This window comes from Roseovarius mucosus DSM 17069 (assembly GCF_000768555.3).
GTDB classification, from domain to species: domain Bacteria; phylum Pseudomonadota; class Alphaproteobacteria; order Rhodobacterales; family Rhodobacteraceae; genus Roseovarius; species Roseovarius mucosus.
The window spans coordinates 1-15,396 of the sequence record NZ_KN293975.1 but is presented as its reverse complement, the minus strand read 5'-3'; the positions used below and the strand labels follow the sequence as shown (position 1 = coordinate 15,396).

At 60.6% G+C, this 15,396-nt stretch carries 15 protein-coding genes, 1 tRNA gene and 2 pseudogenes; 3 read left to right on the top strand and 15 right to left on the bottom strand.

Going from position 1 to position 15,396, the window contains the following annotated elements; all coding sequences use genetic code 11:
* Nucleotides 1–5 precede the first annotated feature (5 nt).
* Nucleotides 6–896: a LysR family transcriptional regulator ArgP gene (locus ROSMUC_RS00085; protein ID WP_037268171.1), complete on the top strand. Its 891-nt coding sequence runs from the start codon at nt 6–8 to the stop codon at nt 894–896.
* On the opposite strand, the gene dusA is transcribed toward ROSMUC_RS00085, so the two are convergent.
* Nucleotides 886–1,899, bottom strand: coding sequence for a tRNA dihydrouridine(20/20a) synthase DusA (dusA, locus tag ROSMUC_RS00080; RefSeq protein ID WP_052115199.1), 1,014 nt, complete (start codon nt 1,897–1,899; stop codon nt 886–888). The genes ROSMUC_RS00085 and dusA overlap by 11 nt on opposite strands.
* A 218-nt stretch (nt 1,900–2,117) precedes the next feature.
* Here dusA and ROSMUC_RS21635 point away from each other — a divergent pair, with 218 nt between their 5' ends.
* Both ROSMUC_RS21635 and ROSMUC_RS21630 read left to right on the top strand, forming a co-directional pair.
* A complete protein-coding gene (locus tag ROSMUC_RS21635) occupies nt 2,118–2,489 on the top strand; it encodes an AAA family ATPase (protein ID WP_342748325.1) in 372 nt (123 codons plus the stop codon).
* A gap of 123 nt (nt 2,490–2,612) precedes the next feature.
* Entirely contained in the window at nt 2,613–3,281 is a 669-nt protein-coding gene (locus ROSMUC_RS21630; RefSeq protein ID WP_342748336.1) for an ATP-binding protein, read from the top strand.
* Between the two features lie 189 nt (nt 3,282–3,470).
* Here the strand turns inward: ROSMUC_RS21630 and ROSMUC_RS00070 are convergent, their stop codons facing one another.
* From ROSMUC_RS00070 to ROSMUC_RS00005, 14 genes and pseudogenes are all read right to left on the bottom strand, one after another.
* Nucleotides 3,471–4,004 (bottom strand): DUF2478 domain-containing protein, encoded by a 534-nt coding sequence (locus tag ROSMUC_RS00070; protein ID WP_052115198.1) that lies wholly within the window; start codon nt 4,002–4,004, stop codon nt 3,471–3,473.
* Nucleotides 4,001–4,372, bottom strand: a complete 372-nt coding sequence (locus ROSMUC_RS00065) for a hypothetical protein (protein WP_037268163.1) — start codon at nt 4,370–4,372, stop codon at nt 4,001–4,003. Before ROSMUC_RS00065 ends, ROSMUC_RS00070 begins: the two co-directional genes overlap by 4 nt.
* Nucleotides 4,359–4,802: a hypothetical protein gene (locus ROSMUC_RS00060; protein WP_075571689.1), complete on the bottom strand. Its 444-nt coding sequence runs from the start codon at nt 4,800–4,802 to the stop codon at nt 4,359–4,361. Before ROSMUC_RS00060 ends, ROSMUC_RS00065 begins: the two co-directional genes overlap by 14 nt.
* A 26-nt stretch (nt 4,803–4,828) precedes the next feature.
* A tRNA-Sec gene (locus ROSMUC_RS00055) sits at nt 4,829–4,923 on the bottom strand.
* Nucleotides 4,924–5,037: 114 nt separating this feature from the next.
* Nucleotides 5,038–6,870: pseudogene (gene selB / locus ROSMUC_RS00050) on the bottom strand (selenocysteine-specific translation elongation factor); the annotation flags it as partial.
* A complete protein-coding gene (locus ROSMUC_RS00045; RefSeq protein WP_052115197.1) occupies nt 6,867–7,643 on the bottom strand; it encodes a tetratricopeptide repeat protein in 777 nt (258 codons plus the stop codon). The gene ROSMUC_RS00045 and the pseudogene selB, both read right to left, overlap by 4 nt.
* Complete coding sequence (gene selA, locus ROSMUC_RS00040) at nt 7,637–9,031, bottom strand: L-seryl-tRNA(Sec) selenium transferase (protein ID WP_037268154.1); 1,395 nt, start codon at nt 9,029–9,031, stop codon at nt 7,637–7,639. Before selA ends, ROSMUC_RS00045 begins: the two co-directional genes overlap by 7 nt.
* 4 nt (nt 9,032–9,035) lie before the next feature.
* Entirely contained in the window at nt 9,036–9,962 is a 927-nt protein-coding gene (fdhE, locus tag ROSMUC_RS00035; RefSeq protein ID WP_037269703.1) for a formate dehydrogenase accessory protein FdhE, read from the bottom strand.
* Between the two features lie 110 nt (nt 9,963–10,072).
* Nucleotides 10,073–10,744, bottom strand: a complete 672-nt coding sequence (locus ROSMUC_RS00030) for a formate dehydrogenase subunit gamma (RefSeq protein ID WP_037268151.1) — start codon at nt 10,742–10,744, stop codon at nt 10,073–10,075.
* Nucleotides 10,737–11,645 (bottom strand): formate dehydrogenase subunit beta, encoded by a 909-nt coding sequence (fdxH, locus tag ROSMUC_RS00025; RefSeq protein ID WP_037268148.1) that lies wholly within the window; start codon nt 11,643–11,645, stop codon nt 10,737–10,739. The genes ROSMUC_RS00030 and fdxH overlap by 8 nt, the downstream gene beginning before the upstream one ends.
* Before the next feature lie 14 nt (nt 11,646–11,659).
* A complete protein-coding gene (gene fdnG, locus ROSMUC_RS00020; RefSeq protein ID WP_483880249.1) occupies nt 11,660–14,137 on the bottom strand; it encodes a formate dehydrogenase-N subunit alpha in 2,478 nt (825 codons plus the stop codon).
* A gap of 12 nt (nt 14,138–14,149) precedes the next feature.
* Nucleotides 14,150–14,749, bottom strand: coding sequence for a sulfate ABC transporter substrate-binding protein (locus tag ROSMUC_RS21780; RefSeq protein ID WP_037268140.1), 600 nt, complete (start codon nt 14,747–14,749; stop codon nt 14,150–14,152).
* A gap of 217 nt (nt 14,750–14,966) precedes the next feature.
* The gene (locus ROSMUC_RS00010) at nt 14,967–15,185 is read right to left on the bottom strand and encodes a sulfurtransferase TusA family protein (protein WP_342748335.1); all 219 of its coding nucleotides are present in this window, start codon (nt 15,183–15,185) and stop codon (nt 14,967–14,969) included.
* A gap of 14 nt (nt 15,186–15,199) precedes the next feature.
* A pseudogene (locus ROSMUC_RS00005) lies at nt 15,200–15,396 on the bottom strand (ABC transporter permease); the annotation flags it as partial.

The window sequence follows — 15,396 nt, the reverse complement described above, 5'->3', positions numbered from 1 at the left end:
TCTTAATGTCGCTGCCCCCCGATCACCTCGCCACCCTCTCGGCCATTCTGCAAACCGGCAGTTTCGAGGGCGCGGCACAGGTGCTTGGCCTCACGCAATCGGCCATCTCGCAACGGCTCAAGGCGCTTGAGGCCCGCGTCGGCGCGCAGCTCGTGCATCGCACGACGCCGTGCACCGCGACCCCCGTCGGCCAGCGTCTTGCCGCCCATGCCGATCAGATTGCCCTGCTTGAAACCCGGCTTCGCGAAGATCTCACAGGGCTTGCCCCTGCACCGCAAACCCGGCTGCGCCTCGCCGTCAATGCCGACAGCCTCGCCACGTGGCTGCCTGCGGCCTTGGCCAGCCTGCCCGGTCATCTCTTTGATCTGGTGATCGACGATCAGGATGTGTCGCACGACCGCCTCTTGCGCGGCGAGGTTCTGGGCGCGCTGACCACCCGCGCCAGCCCCCTGCCCGGCTGCGATGTGACGCCGCTCGGAGCGCTGCGCTATCAGGCCATCGCCAGCCCCGAATTCATGGCCCGGAATTTTGCCGACGGGGTCACGTCGGACAGTCTTGCAACCGCACCGATGCTGCAATTCAATATGAACGATCAGTTACAGCATCGTTGGATCACGCAAGCCACCGGGGCCACGCTCTCGCCGCCCTGTCACCGCTTGCCATCGTCCGAGGGGTTCGTGACCGCCGCGCGGCTTGGCATGGGCTGGGGCATGGCCCCCGAGGCGCTCTTGCAGGATGATCTGGCACGCGGCACGCTCTGCCTCCTGCGCGCCGACTGCCCGTTTGATACGCCGCTCTATTGGCAATGGACACGGCTTCTGGACAAGGCTCTCGCCCCGCTCACCCGTGCGCTGCGCCGTGGGGCGCGGCTGGGGCTGCGCGACCTTACAAAATAGAGGCGGATTCCGTAAGGTCTGTCACTTCTGCCAAGGCCCGCTCGACCAGTTCCGGCCCCGCGCCGGGCCGCGTCGCCCCCTCCGACAGATGCCGCCGCCAGGCCCGCGCGCCCGGTTTTCCGGAAAAAAGCCCCAACATATGCCGCGTGATCTGGTGCAACCGCCCACCGCTTGCGAGATGCGACTCGATATAGGGCAGCATGTCCCGCACGGCCCCTTCTGCTGTGGTATCCGGCCCAGTGGCACCGTAAATCCGCCGGTCCGCCGCACAGAGAATATCCGCCGGTTGATGATAGGCCGCGCGCCCGACCATCACCCCGTCCAGACCTTGATCGAGCAGGCTAACCGCTTGATCAAGCGATGTAATTCCGCCGTTGATCGAGATGTGCAGATTGGGGAAAAGCATCTTCATCCGCTGCACCAGATCATAATCCAAGGGCGGAATGTCGCGGTTTTCCTTCGGGCTGAGACCATCCAGCCAGGCCTTGCGCGCATGGATCTGCACCCGCTGCACGCCCGCCGCAATGATCCTTGCCAGGAACTCCGGCAATACCTCTTCGGGGTTCTGGTCATCCACTCCGATTCGGCATTTTACCGTAACTTCAACAGGTTGCGCGGCAATCATGGCGGCGCAACACTCGGCCACAAGCGCCGGCTCGGTCATCAGGATCGCCCCGAACCGCCCCGACTGCACGCGGTCCGACGGACAGCCACAGTTGAGGTTGATCTCGGCATAGCCCGCCTCTGCCCCCATGCGCGCCGCCAGCGCCAACTCCGCAGGGTCCGATCCCCCCAATTGCAAGGCGACCGGATGCTCCTCGACAGAAAAGTCCAACAAATGCAACGCATTACCCCGCACCAAAGCAGGCGCCGTCACCATCTCGGTATAGAGCAAGACATGCCGACTGAGCCGCCGATGGAGGTAACGGCAATGCCGGTCGGTCCAGTCCATCATAGGGGCCGTAGACAGGCGCGCTGCCGCAGTGGCTGCGTTTTTTGGCATTCAGCAATCTCCTCAGGGCCATCAGCATTTGGGACGAACCCTCAGTGCACACCATACGCACACGAGAGGCGTGCCGCCACCCTACCCGGTGCAGCGACAGGCATTCGGCGGTGTTTGGGAAGGATTGAGCCTCAGCCTTGAGAAGCGGAAGTGAAGCGCGATCGCGCTTGGGCACAATAACCTTGTAAATCATCCATTCGATGGAATAATTGCGAGGCATGATCGAGCGCAGGCACAGACAGTCCATCGAAGGCGCATTGGAGCGTCAGGCCGGCGTGGTCCTCCTTGACCCACGCCAGGCCGGCAAGACCACCCTCGCCCAGGAAATCGCAGAAACACGTGACGCGGTCTACCTTGACATGGAACGAAGCGCTGACCGGCGGATCCTCGAGGAACCCGATCTCTACCTGGATGAACAGATGGGTCGGCTTGTCGTGATCGACCAGGTTCAGCTGATGCCCGACCTCTTCAAGGCACTGCGCGGGCAGATCGACCGACGCCGGCGAAAGGGCTTTCGGAACGGGCAGTTTCTGCTGCTGGGGTCCGCGGCGGATACGCTCTTGCACCAAAGCGCGGAGTCGCTGGCCTGACGCGTCAGATATCATGAGCTGACACCGTTCGGGCTTCTCGAAACCGGCAAGGACACCCTCTCGCGGCTCTGGATGCGTGGTGGGTTTCCCGACAGCTAACTCGCCGCGAGCGATGGCGACAGTCTGGCGTGGCGCAAAGACTTCACCCGCACCTATCTGGAGCGCGACATCCCGGCCTTCGGCCTGCGAATCCCGGCGAAAACCCTGTGCAGGTTCTGGACCATGCTGGCGCACAGCCAGGGTGGCTTGCTGAATGCGGCGAAGCTTGCGGCGAGTCTCGGCGTGTCCGGACAGACGGTGGCACGTTATCTCGACCTCCTCGTCGATCTGATGCTCGTCCGTCGGCTGCCGCCGTGGCACGCGAACGCCGGGAAGCGGCTCGTCAAATCCCCGAAGGTCTACATTCGGGACAGTGGGCTGACCCATGCCCTCCTTAAAATCCGCTCGCAGGAAGATCTTCTTGGCCACCCGGTCGCCGGCGGAAGCTGGGAAGGCTTCTGCATCGAGAACCTGATTTCGACCGCTCCTCGCGGCACCGAGGCGAGCTACTATCGGTCGTCCGCCGGGGCAGAAATCGACCTCGTTCTCAAGCTGCCTGGTGGCGCGCTATGGGCGATAGAGGTCAAGCGCGCAACGTCGCCAAAGGTCAGCCGCGGCTTCCACATCGCGTCAGACGACCTTAGTGCCGAGCATCGGATTCTTGTCTATGCCGGTGACAAGGACGTTCCGGTCGCAGACGACGCGCGCGCAATGCCTCTGTTGGGTGCCCTTGAGCGCCTGTCGTCGGCGTAGACTTGTGGCGGCGCTACCAACTGATGACAACCTCGGCGCAACTCGTACATCTACCGCTGGTCCAAGCCAGCAACACGCCGACCTACAAGAGAAATCTGTCCGATCCTGCAGAAGCAAGAACATGCAAGATCAGAAACACTTGGGTGCAATCCTCAACGCGGACCGGCAATAGACTAGGAACGATTGAGGCTACGTTATCCAAGACGTGGACCGAACGATGGACATCGACCAATTGGCGATTGCCCTCTCATCGAGCGGCAACTGCAACACCTTCACCCCAACAAATTCATGAAATTCCTGGCGATTTAGTCGGTTCAGCCCTACCAAGACGGGGATTTCCAGTTCGATTGCTCTGGCGATCACCCATCGGAAGCCCCTGCCTTCTGCCTCGTGCTTTCCGAACTTGTTCACGATCAGCAAATCCACAGGCCCGGTTTCCAGACGCTGAGCGGTCAGACTGACCGCGTCTTCAAGCCCAGCCGGGTCGAGGCGGCAGCCTCGTGCGCCCGCTCCCAAAGATTGCGAAATCCGTGTTTCTGGACCGTGCGGAAGGACAAGGACGCCCATATTGCACTGTCGTGCCCCCTTGCCTTGGGAGTCACGCTGCACCGTGCCGACAATGTGCAAGCCGTCATTAATGAGCCTGTGCGCCACCTGCCACAGGACAGGATTGACCCCACCCCGCGCATCAGACGCGACACAAGCCAGGGCGTCTCCAGTCACAGCGGGTCAATCCGGATCAGGCGACCTTTCGGGTCAAAAAATCCGGCCTCGTTCAACACCATGCGATCAGCGGTAACCGCGTCGATCCTGTCCTGCAGTCGTGATTGCGCTACCAAATCGATCACCGGCCCACCATCGCCGTCGCTTTCGGAAAATATCGCCACACCGTCCCACGCTTTACCATTCTGGTCGATCAGTTGTTTCATCTCTGGCCAGGTTACCTCGTCACCGATCACGTGCAGATAGGCGCAGGCCGTCATGTCAACCCGCGCCCCAATGGTCACGAGCAGGATCAGCGCAGTAAACCCATCCGTAGCCGCGTGCCGCGCCTGCAACCACTGCTCGAAATCCGATTCAGAATTCGACAACGGGGGCCTCGAACGGTTCCTGATCAAACAGCGCGAGAAAGGCTGCTCCGGTCGTAGTTTCGTACCAGGCTTCGAATTCCAGAAATTCTGCGGCAGGATTGCTATTCTTCTCCGCGAGACAGTCGCAAATTGACCTGGTCACAGCATCAAAACGGTCAAGTATGGCATCGCGAGCTTCTGTCTGGCCATGCCAGCCAAACTCGATTGCAAACCTCTCACGTACGGCGGCACAAGCCGCAGTTTCGTCATCGGCAGCGCGACACTGCTCGGTAATGCGCAGAAGAAACCCAGCCCTGCGAAAAGCAAAAACCCTTGCCCGCTCGCGTTTCTCGACCTCTTCGGCAAAAGAGCGGCGAAAACGGATTTCCTCCTGCTGCGCCTCGATGGCCAGCCGGTCCAGCTCGGTCAGGAAGGCGGGAGAGTCACTCATCTTGGTCCTTTCATTCTGCATTGACCTGGCGGAGGAGGCGGGAGTCGAACCCACCAGGGACTGTCTCGCAGCCCCTCCCGGATTTGAAGTCCGGACGCCCCACCGGGGACGATTCTCCTCCTGAAACGGGTCCGGGCGCATCGGCCCGGGAAAACAGATCCTTCTTGTGCGGGTTGATCCGGCGGATATCGCCTCGCCGCATCGTAAGCCCCTGACGATCAAAAAACTCGAGGATCTGAATGGCCACTTTGCGGCCATTGTCGAGACGGTCGCGAAAGGCCACCACCGCAAAGCCCTCGGGCCCGGCACGCGCGGCCAGATCGCGGACGATATCGGCCATCTCGGTCACGCAATCCGCAAGAAAGAAATGATCGCGCGCCAGTTCCTCGACATCACCGCGCCGCGCCGCCAACTTGAAGATGCGCCGCAACAAAGCCTCTTCGAGCCCAATGTCTCGGGCTATGTCGCGCACGCGCGGCGGGCGAAACCGCTCCTCTCCGCTCAGACGCGGCAACAGGCGCGCCCAGATCTCCTCTTCCTCGGGCGAGAGTTTCACCTCGAACCACGGTCGGCGCAGCCAGGACCGGTCAGGCTTGGCCACGCCTTCCTCGGCAAGACGGGCGACAACCGCTTGAAAAACCGGAGCCGGCAAGCGTGGGCGAAGTGCGAGACGCAGCCTTTCCTGCCCGATACCCGGTAGATCGGGAGTCTCTTCGTGGACCGCATCCAGCCGCGCAGCGATCTCGTCGCGCAGGGCACCCCAGCGGTCAGCGGAAAAGGCCGCAACACCACCATCGGATCGCGGCAATGCGACAAGCTGAAGACGATCAATAAGGCTAGCTGCCTCGTCGGGATGCTCGGCCCGATCACGCAGCCAAATTGCTGGATCGGCCCAGCCGCGGGGTCCGTCAAGCGCCGCCATCAAAGCCTCTTCTGTGGTCCCAAGCGCCAGTGCATCGAGCTCCGCAAGTCGTTCGGGCGCCCGCCGCCGCCGTTCTGGAGCAGACAAATCGAGGATCACGCCGCCGCCTAACGTCCGCCTGGCCGAGATATCGCGGAGCACGAAGCGGTCGCCTACGGCTGCCGCGAGTGGCGCATCCAGCACAAGCTGCGCATAGCCCTCACGGCCAGGCGGGATTGCATCGGCGCTAAGCGGGACCAGTCGCGCCGTGATCTCTTCTGCACCATGATGGAGCCGCGCCGCCGCCCATTGCGACAAGGATTTCGCCTCGCACGACAACACACGCAGCAGCACATCTATTCGCCGGGTCGGCGCGTCAAGCACCGGATCAAGAAGCACCGCGCCCCTTGGGATGGCTGCAACGCTCACCTTTGGCCCGGCAAGAGCTACGGCACAGCGTTGCCCGGCCACTGCCTCGGTCACAGGGGCATTCTGCGCCCGCAGACCCCGGACGCGCGCATCGATCCCAGAAGGCGACACCCGAACCCGCGCGCCTTCGGTCACACGGCCCGACAGGATCGTACCTGTCACCACAGTCCCCGTGCCCTGCATGGTGAAAACGCGGTCGATCGCAAGCCGAAAAGCGCCTGCGTTACGGCGAGCTTTGTAAGACTGGGCAAATGTATCCAGGACGTGCACTAGTTTATCGACGCCCATGCCTGTTGCCGACGACACCGGTAAGATCGGTATATCCGAAAGGCCTGTGCCTTGAAGAACTGCAGCAATCTCTGCTTTCGCCTCGACCAACCGCTCGGCCGAGACAAGGTCTGTCTTGGTCAGCGCGACAAGTCCCTGTTTCAGGCCCAGCAAATCAGCAATTGCAAGATGCTCGCGTGTTTGCGGCATGGGGCCGTCGTCGGCAGCAACCACCAACATCAAGAGATCTATCCCCGTCGCGCCAGCGAGCATCGTATGCACGAGACGTTCGTGCCCCGGAACATCCACGAAACCGACCGTACCACTCGGTCGTTTCCAATAGGCGAAGCCAAGTTCAATGGTAATGCCGCGCGCCTTTTCCTCGGCCAGCCGGTCCGTTTCAACCCCTGTGATTGCCCGCACGAGGCTGGTCTTGCCGTGGTCGATATGTCCGGCAGTGCCAACGATCATGGCAGTAGCTCCGCCAGTGGTTCCACGCGGCGCGCTTCGGCCTCGGCTTGTTGAACCGCGCTGAGCCCACCTTTCAGACCCCGCAGATAGGTTCCCGCCAGCGCGCTCCCTGCGTCGCGCCCCTTGCACACCAGTGCACAACCCGCGACCGGCGCGCGCGAAACACCGCGGCCCAAGGCGCGAGCAACACCAAGCAGGACAAGCGCATCCGCACTGCCCGCCTCGGCTGCGCGGGTCCACCACCAGATCGCGCCTTCAGGATCGGCATCGCCCCCGGTTCCGTCATAAAGCATTCGTCCGAGCCGCAGCATGGCATCGGGCCGACCAAGTTTTGCAGCCTCTTCGGCATAGGTGCGAGCGGCAGACAGATCGACATGCGGGCTGTCCGGATCACCCAGAAGTTCAGCCAGCTGCTCTGCAGCGAGCGCATCACCCTTGGCGGCTGCCTTTTTGAGGAGATCCCGCGCCGTTACCGCGTCCACGGGCACACCGCGCCCGTCGAGATAGACAAATCCAAGCATCCGTTCGCCAATCGGGTCGCCCTGCATCGCCGACGCAATCAGCCATTTGACCGCCGCAGCGTCATCCTGTGGAACTCCGGGAACCGTCAGCAGAACAATTGCCACTTCGGCTTGCGCACGCGCGTGACCGGCCTTGGCCAGCGGCACAAGGATGTCCAGCGCAGGCTCGACCACACCATCATCCAGCAGGGCAAGACCACGTGAAAGCTGATCTTCGGCCGATGGTGCGCGCAAGAACAAGTTCTTCAGCATGGCTGAGCCTCAAGGGCATCGAGCTGGGCGAGAAACGCCTCCTCGTCATCAAGACAACGCAAGTCGAAAAGCACCGCTCCGCCCTCCACCCGACCGATCACCGGAATTGGAAGGCGGCGAAAGCTGGAAGCAAGCCGGTCGGCCTGGCCTCCGCTTGCAGGAAGGCGCAGTGCCACCGACGGGATGGTTTCCAGAGGAAGAGATCCCGATCCGATCTGGCTGTGGGTATCCGCAATCTCCACGCTTCGTCCGGTGATCGCAGCCACCTGCGGCGCTAGGCGCTCCGCCAGCGCCTTCAATGCATCAACGGGCCGCGCGAACGCCGCGAAGGTCGGCAACTTTCCTGCAAGACGATCGGGGTCGCGATACAGCTTGAGCGTTGCTTCCAAAGCGGCCAGCCGCACCTTGTCAAGCCGCACCGCCCGCTTGATCGGATGTGTAGCGCAGGCCCGGACCAGATCACGCCGCCCGACGATGAACCCCGCCTGTGGGCCACCCAGAAGCTTGTCACCCGAAAACGTCACAAGGTCCGCACCGTCGCGCATTGCGTCCTGCACCGTGCGCTCCCGAACCAGCCCCCAGCGCGAAAGGTCAACCAGAGTGCCCGATCCAAGGTCGTCGATCAACGGCAATCCGGCCTCACGCGCCAACGGTGCAAGCTCTGTGACCCCGGTTTCTTTGGTGAAGCCCTGCACCAGGTAGTTTGAAGTGTGCACCTTCATCAGCAAAGCCGTCTCCGGACCGATGGCCGCGCGGTAGTCCTTTAGATGAGTGCGATTGGTGGTACCTACCTCGCGGAGCCGCGTGCCAGCTGCCTCCATGATCGACGGCATCCTAAACGATCCGCCGATCTCGATTAACTCGCCCCGCGATACGATGGTTTCCCGCCCCTTGCCAAGCGCGGCCAGCACCAGAAGCACTGCCGAGGCGTTGTTGTTGACGAGACAGGCGTCTTCGGCTCCGGTGAGTTCGGCAACCAGTGCACAGACGGCGTCGTCGCGTTGTCCGCGTCGACCTGTTTCAAGATCGTATTCCAGCGCTAGTGGATAACGCATGGCTTGGGTGGCCGCATTGACCGCATCGGCCGCATAGAGCGCACGGCCCAGATTGGTGTGTAGCACCGTGCCTGTCAGGTTGAATACACGTACCATACGGGACGCATCGCGCGCCAGCAGTGCAGCGTGTGTGTCCTCTGCAATCCGATCCGCGTTGGCACTACGATCCGAGGCCATGGCCGGTTCGGCCTTAAGCAGCGCACGCAGCCCGTCAATCCCCTCGCGCACCACAGCGACCGTTGCCGTATGGCCGAATTGCGCAACGCAATCCTGTCCACATCGTGTCCGTAACACCTCGTCCACCGAGGGAAGCCCTGCAAAGGCGCGGCCCATTGAATCAATATCCGATGAGAAACGGATTTAGAGAAAATCGTGACTTGCCCTCGCTCGTCAGCAACAGGTCCAACGCAAGGCTTCCGACGTCATCGGCAATGGGATCCAGCGAGTTGTCTTTATTCTGGTACAGAATCTTGGTGTAGCTGAGACATTTCGGACAGGTCTCGGCCTTCACGTTCGGGTTGCCACCCTCGATGCTATTGAACACGAGGCCACGCTCGTTCTCGCAGTTCAGGCAAATCACGCGAACGACATGCCATTCGGTTGCACAGAGTGCACAGGTGCAAAAGCGCGTGTTGACCATCCCTTCGCGGCCAACAACTGCAGACGAGACCGGCGCACCACCGCAGGCCGGACATGCACTGTTCGACACTTTGGCCAGCGTATTGACGTCAAGCCCGGCAGCCATGCGTGTCATGTGAACCTGAAGCGCTGCGGCAGCCAGAACGGTGTCGGCAATTTTTTCCGGATCGACTTCTTCGGCAAGCGCATTGTCGAGTAGCGCACCCCGAGCGGCCTTGTCAGCCTTGCGCAAGCGCATGATAGCCTCTTGCGTCGCCGCAGGCATATCGGAGCTGTCAATTGCCTTGAGCAATGCATCGAAAGTGGTCAGCGCAACTGGATCTTCGGCCATCGCCGCGCGCCCCAGTTGCGGCAAGCCGTGACGAGACGACTGTTCCCGTTCCTCTGGAGGCGGCAGAACGATTGAAGGCAGATCGGACAAGATCGACGCTTGCGCATCGCAGAGCGCCGATAGAAACAGAAGATAGGGTGCCAAATTATTGCCGTTTTCTGCCAGAGTGGCAAAGCGTCGGGCGCGCGTTGCAAAAACCCGCGACGGATCGGGCAAGATAGCAAAGGGAGGGGCGGCAACTTCGCCAATGCTCATCGGTTCGGGAGCTGCGGAAAACGAGCCGGCACGCGGCATGCGGATCACCTTTCTGGTTGGGCTGCGCGCCGTTCACCGGAGCGCGATATTTGTCTTTGGTAGGAGCTCCGGGGCCGTATCCGGCCCCGGAAATAAGGCCTTGTTCCGGATCACTCTGCCGGCGGATTTCCCTTGGCAGTCTTGCCGACCTCTTCGCGCAGCCAGCGGCGGTGATGCCGCCAGCCCCAACCACCCGTGACTTCGCCTTTGACCATGGCCGAAAGCGTGCCTTTTACCCAGATGGCCGCGTAGACATGAACAATCCACACAACGATGGCGATCACGGCCGCAATGGCATGGACAAGCACTGCGATCCGGCTCTGTTCGATCGTAAAGGTCAGCCCGAGGGTCGTCGCCATCCATTCGTGCTTGGCGTCCCATAGCACCACGCCGCTGAAAAACAGCGCAATGATCAGGATCGACATAAGCCAAAACACCATTTTCTGGCCTGCGTTATACTTACCCATTTCGGGCAGGTCTTCTTCGCGCCCCGCCAGAACCGACCGCAAACGTGCCAGCCAGACATTGTCATTGCGTTCCCAGAGGTTCAGCTTCCAGAACCTGACGAACAAGCCAAGGAAACTGATCGCCAGAACCAAACCGATCCAAGGATGGAACTCACGGACATTTGCACCACCTCCGAAGAGGCCCGTCAGGAAGTAGAGGCTGGGATGAAACAAAGCCATGCCTGAAAGCGCCAACAGGACCAAGCTGATTGCCGTTACCCAGTGATTGGCGCGCGCCAAGGCCGAGTATCGTTTGACATAGGTCTTTTCAGACATCTCTGCCCTCCTTCAGCTTGCGAGCTTCATCTTCATCATGGTCCGAAACCTCGTTCGGGCCCGCCATGAAGTAATGCCCAAGCCCCACCACAGCCGCTGCACTGATGGCCAGCATACCGGCGTATTTTGTGACACCCTTCCAGGTCTCTACGATCGGACTGATCCGGGGCGCATCCGGAAGGCCAGCATAGAGAGACGGCTTGTCAGCATGATGCAGCACATACATCACATGCGTCCCGTTTACGCCCGGCGGATCATAAAGCCCGGCTTTTGCATAGCCTCGCTCCTTGAGGTCTTCTACCCGCTCGTTCGCCAGTGCGATCATGTCGGTCTTGGAGCCGAAGCTGATCGCCTTGGTCGGACAGGCTTTGGCACAGGCCGGACCCATACCTTCTGCAACACGGTCCGAACACAATGTGCACTTATAGGCCTTATTATCGGCCTGGCTGATCCGCGGGATGTTGAACGGGCATCCTTTCACGCAGTAGCCGCAGCCGATACAAGCGTCCGAGTTGAAGTCGACGATGCCGTTAGAATACTGCACGATGGCACCTGGAGCCGGGCAGGCTTTGAGGCAGCCCGGGTCGGTGCAGTGCATGCAGCCATCCTTACGGATCAACCACTCCAATCTGTCATCCTGCGGGTTCTCGTATTCGGTGAACCGCATCAGTGTCCAAGTGTTGGGGTTGAGGTCGGCGGGGTTGTCGTACACTCCCACCACCTCCTCCGGTTCCTGGCGTAGCTCGTTCCACTCCATGCAGGCCACTTGGCAAGCCTTGCAGCCAATGCACTTGGAGATGTCGATGAGCTTTGCCACCTGGTTCTCGGCGGTCAGAGCAGGCTCTGCATCCGAGGTCGCCGACCGACGCACAAGGTCGAGCTTTGGATTGATGTAAGACATTCCTTGTCCCTCCCTTATGCCACGGCCGGTGGGTCGGCACGCTCGATGTCAACTAGAAACGCCTTGTATTCAGGCGTATTCGTGTTGGCATCACCGACAAACGGTGTGAGAGCGTTGACCCCGATGGCTGTCTTGGTCTCGCCGATGAAACCGTAGTGGATCGGCATCCCGACGGTGTGCACAGTCTTGCCGTCCACCGTGAGTTGCGGAATCCGCTTGGTCACCACCGCCTTGCCCTTCACCGAGCCGCGGTTCGAGAACACGCGCACCCAGTCGCCATTGGAAATCCCCTTCTCCGCAGCAAGCGCTGGGTTGATCTCCACGAAGAATTCGGGCTGCACGATGGCGTTCAGCTTGGATGTCTTCGTCCACCAGTGGAAATGCTCCACAAGGCGGTAGGTCGTGGCGACATAAGGGAACTCGTCCGACGTGCCGAACACTTCCATGTCCCCCTTGAACACCCGCGCTGCGGGATTCGAGGAGTTGTTGGGGTGAAGCACGTTGGACACCGGGCTTTCGAACGGCTCGTAGTGCTCGGGGAACGGCCCTTCGGCCATCAGTTTCCGGGCAAAGAGCCGCGAGACGCCCTCGGGGTTCATGATGAACGGCCCAACGTTCCGATCCGGGTTCACGGTTGCGCCGTAGTCCGGCACATCCGGCCCCGTCCACTTTGAGCCGTCCCACTGTATATAGGCCTTCCTCTCGCTCCACGGCTTGCCCTGCGGGTCCGCCGAGGCGCGGTTATAGAGGATGCGCCGGTTGGCCGGCCAGGCAAAGCCCCAGTTGGGATGGACACCCATGCCCGAAGGGTCTGCATTGTCCCGCCGCGCGGTGATGTTGCCCGCTTCCGTATAGGTGCCGGTGTAAAGCCAGCAAGCTGAAGACGTGCTGCCATCGTCCCGCAGGTGTCCGAAACTTGCCAATTGCTGACCAGCTTCATACTGCACTTTGGTGGGGTCGGAAGCATCCCGGATCGTAGTGATCGCCTTGCCGTTCAGTTCTTTCAGAAGCTCGTCGGGTTGCGGATACATAGGATCGGCATACTGCCAGTCGAGGTTCAGGATCGGCTCGGGAGCCGTACCCCCCTCTTCACGGTAGAGTGTCATGATCCGCTGCATCAGTTCCGCCATGACCTGCGCATCATGGCGCGCATTGCCCGGTGGCTCAGCCGCCTTCCACCGCCAGTTGAGACAGCGGCTGGAGTTGGTGAAGCTCCCTTCATCTTCGGCAAAGCAATTGGTCGGCAGGACGAACACCTCGGTCTGGATATCCGCCGAAGTGACCGGGTTGGCATCGCCGTGGTTCTTCCAGAACTCGGCGGTGTCGGTCATCAGCGGGTCCATAGAAACCAAGAACTTCAGCTTGGACAGGCCAGCCGACATCTTGGCCTTGTTGGGCACCGACATCAGCGGGTTGAAGCCCTGGCAGATGAAACCGTTGACCTCGCCCTGGTAGACACGCTCGAAGATCTGGAGGGTGTCGTAGACCTTGTCGATCTTCGGAAGCCAGTCGAAGCCGTAATCATTGGCCGGAGTAGCCGCCGATCCGTACATCGCCTTGAGCAAACTGACGTAGAACTTCTTGTAGTTCTGCCAGTAGCTTGTCTGATCCGGCAAAAGCGGGGTGAAATTGCGCGCGGCCAGGTGGCCGTCAAAATTCCCCTCGCCATCCCGCGGCATGCCCAGGTAGCCGGGCGTCAGATGCGCCAGCACTCCGATATCGGTAAGCCCTTGCACGTTGGAATGTCCGCGCAACGCATTCACGCCACCGCCGGGAACACCTTGGTTGCCAAGCAGAAGCTGGATCATCGCTGCCGTGCGGATGTTCTGCGAGCCATGTGTGTGCTGGGTCCAGCCCAGAGCATACATGATTGTCATCGACCTTTCACCGTTGCCGGTGGAGCCGATATATTCACAGACCTTGAGGAACTTCTCCTGCGGCGCGCCGGTGATGCGTGACACGACTTCAGGGGTGTAGCGTGCAACATGCTTCTTCAACAGTTGGAACACACAGTTGGGGTCAGAAAGCGTCAGGTCACGCTTGGCGAACCCGTCCTCTCCCAGCTCGTATTCCCACGAGGTCCGATCATAGGCCCGACGCTCCGGGTTGTAGCCGGAATAAAGACCTTCACCTTCGTCGAACGAGAAATCACCGCGGATGATGAACGAGGCGTTTGTGTAATTCGCCACGTAATCCTTGTGATACTGATCGGTCGAAAGCAGATAATTGATCACACCTAGTAGGTAGGCTGTATCTGTACCGGCCCGGATCGGACAGTAATAGTCGGAAACTGCGGCGGATCGGGTAAAGCGGGGATCAACCACCACAAGGCGCGCCTTGTTATGATGCTTCGCTTCTGTCACCCATTTGAAACCGCAGGGATGTGCTTCGGCAGCATTGCCGCCCATGATCAGAACAACATCAGCATTCTTGATGTCGGTCCAGTTGTTGGTCATTGCACCACGCCCGAACGTCGGAGCCAAACTGGCCACCGTGGGAGCGTGTCAGATGCGTGCCTGGTTATCGACCTGAATAAGGCCGAGACCCCGGACGGACTTCCAAGTAAGCCAGCCGGTCTCGTTCGAGGTGGCGCAGCCTGCAAGGAAACCTGTCGAAAGCCAACGGTTTACTGTTGTGCCGTCGGCGTTGCGCTCGATGAAGTTGGCGTCGCGGTCATCCTTCATCAGGCGCGCGATCCGCTCCATGGCAAAATCCCAGCTAACCGTTTCCCACTGGTCCGATCCGGGCTTGCGATAGAGCGGCTCGGTCACACGCTGCTTGGACTTGATCATGTCCAGAACGCCCGAGCCCTTGGGGCAGAGCGTGCCGCGGTTCACCGGATTGTCGGCGTCGCCCTCGACGTGAAAGATGTCAGCCTGCTCGCCCTTTGATACATCCCCGCGGCTGTAGATCAGCATGCCGCAGCTCACGGAACAATAGGGGCAGGTGTTGCGGGTTTCGGTGGCGGCTTCCAGCTTGAACGCGCGCGCTGTGGCGGCGAACGCCTCTTCGGCGCCTCCAAACCCCATCGCGGCGATCGCTGTTCCTGCAAGAGCGCCTCCCGCGCCACGCAAGAATCCGCGCCGTGTCAATTGAACGTTCATGGTCCTCCCTTCCTTGGCTACCAGTATCAGTCGCTATGCGTAACGTGTCGTAAATATGTTTAATTTCCTCAATGTTCGGAAAGTTTACAACAATATACATATTTGACAACAATTTTCACAGTTGACCTCATCCGACGATGAGGTCAGTTAACGTTCTTTCAGCTGGGTGGAGCGACGCCCATAATCCAACAGCCAAGTGCTAAAGATGATTGGAATATCAGCCAACTGGTATAGTGGCGCGGCGGATGCGAAACCAAAAAGTCCCATCTTGCTGTGTTACGGAAAGAAGGCAGTGCCCCTTGCTCCGGCAGAAATGCGTTATGTCGATTTCGGCGACTGGATCGTCTGCCAGCAGAACCAGTTCGGCACCTTCCGGCAATTCGTTTAGGACCCTGTTCGCCGCCAGGACCGGTTCCGGGCAGAAGGTACCGCACATGTTCAGAACCCGCGTCATGTCCGTTGCCCCAACAGTGTCTCTTGCGGACGTTGGCTGAGACTACTGGCCCCAAGTCTCCGCCGAATCGCCCGCGACATCGAATCGATGGCTGCCGTCAGCCCTCCGGCCATGACCAGCAGAACGACCGCACGGTCGAGCCGCAACTCGGCCATGGCACTGTCGATGTAAAACCCCAGCGTCATCACTCCGA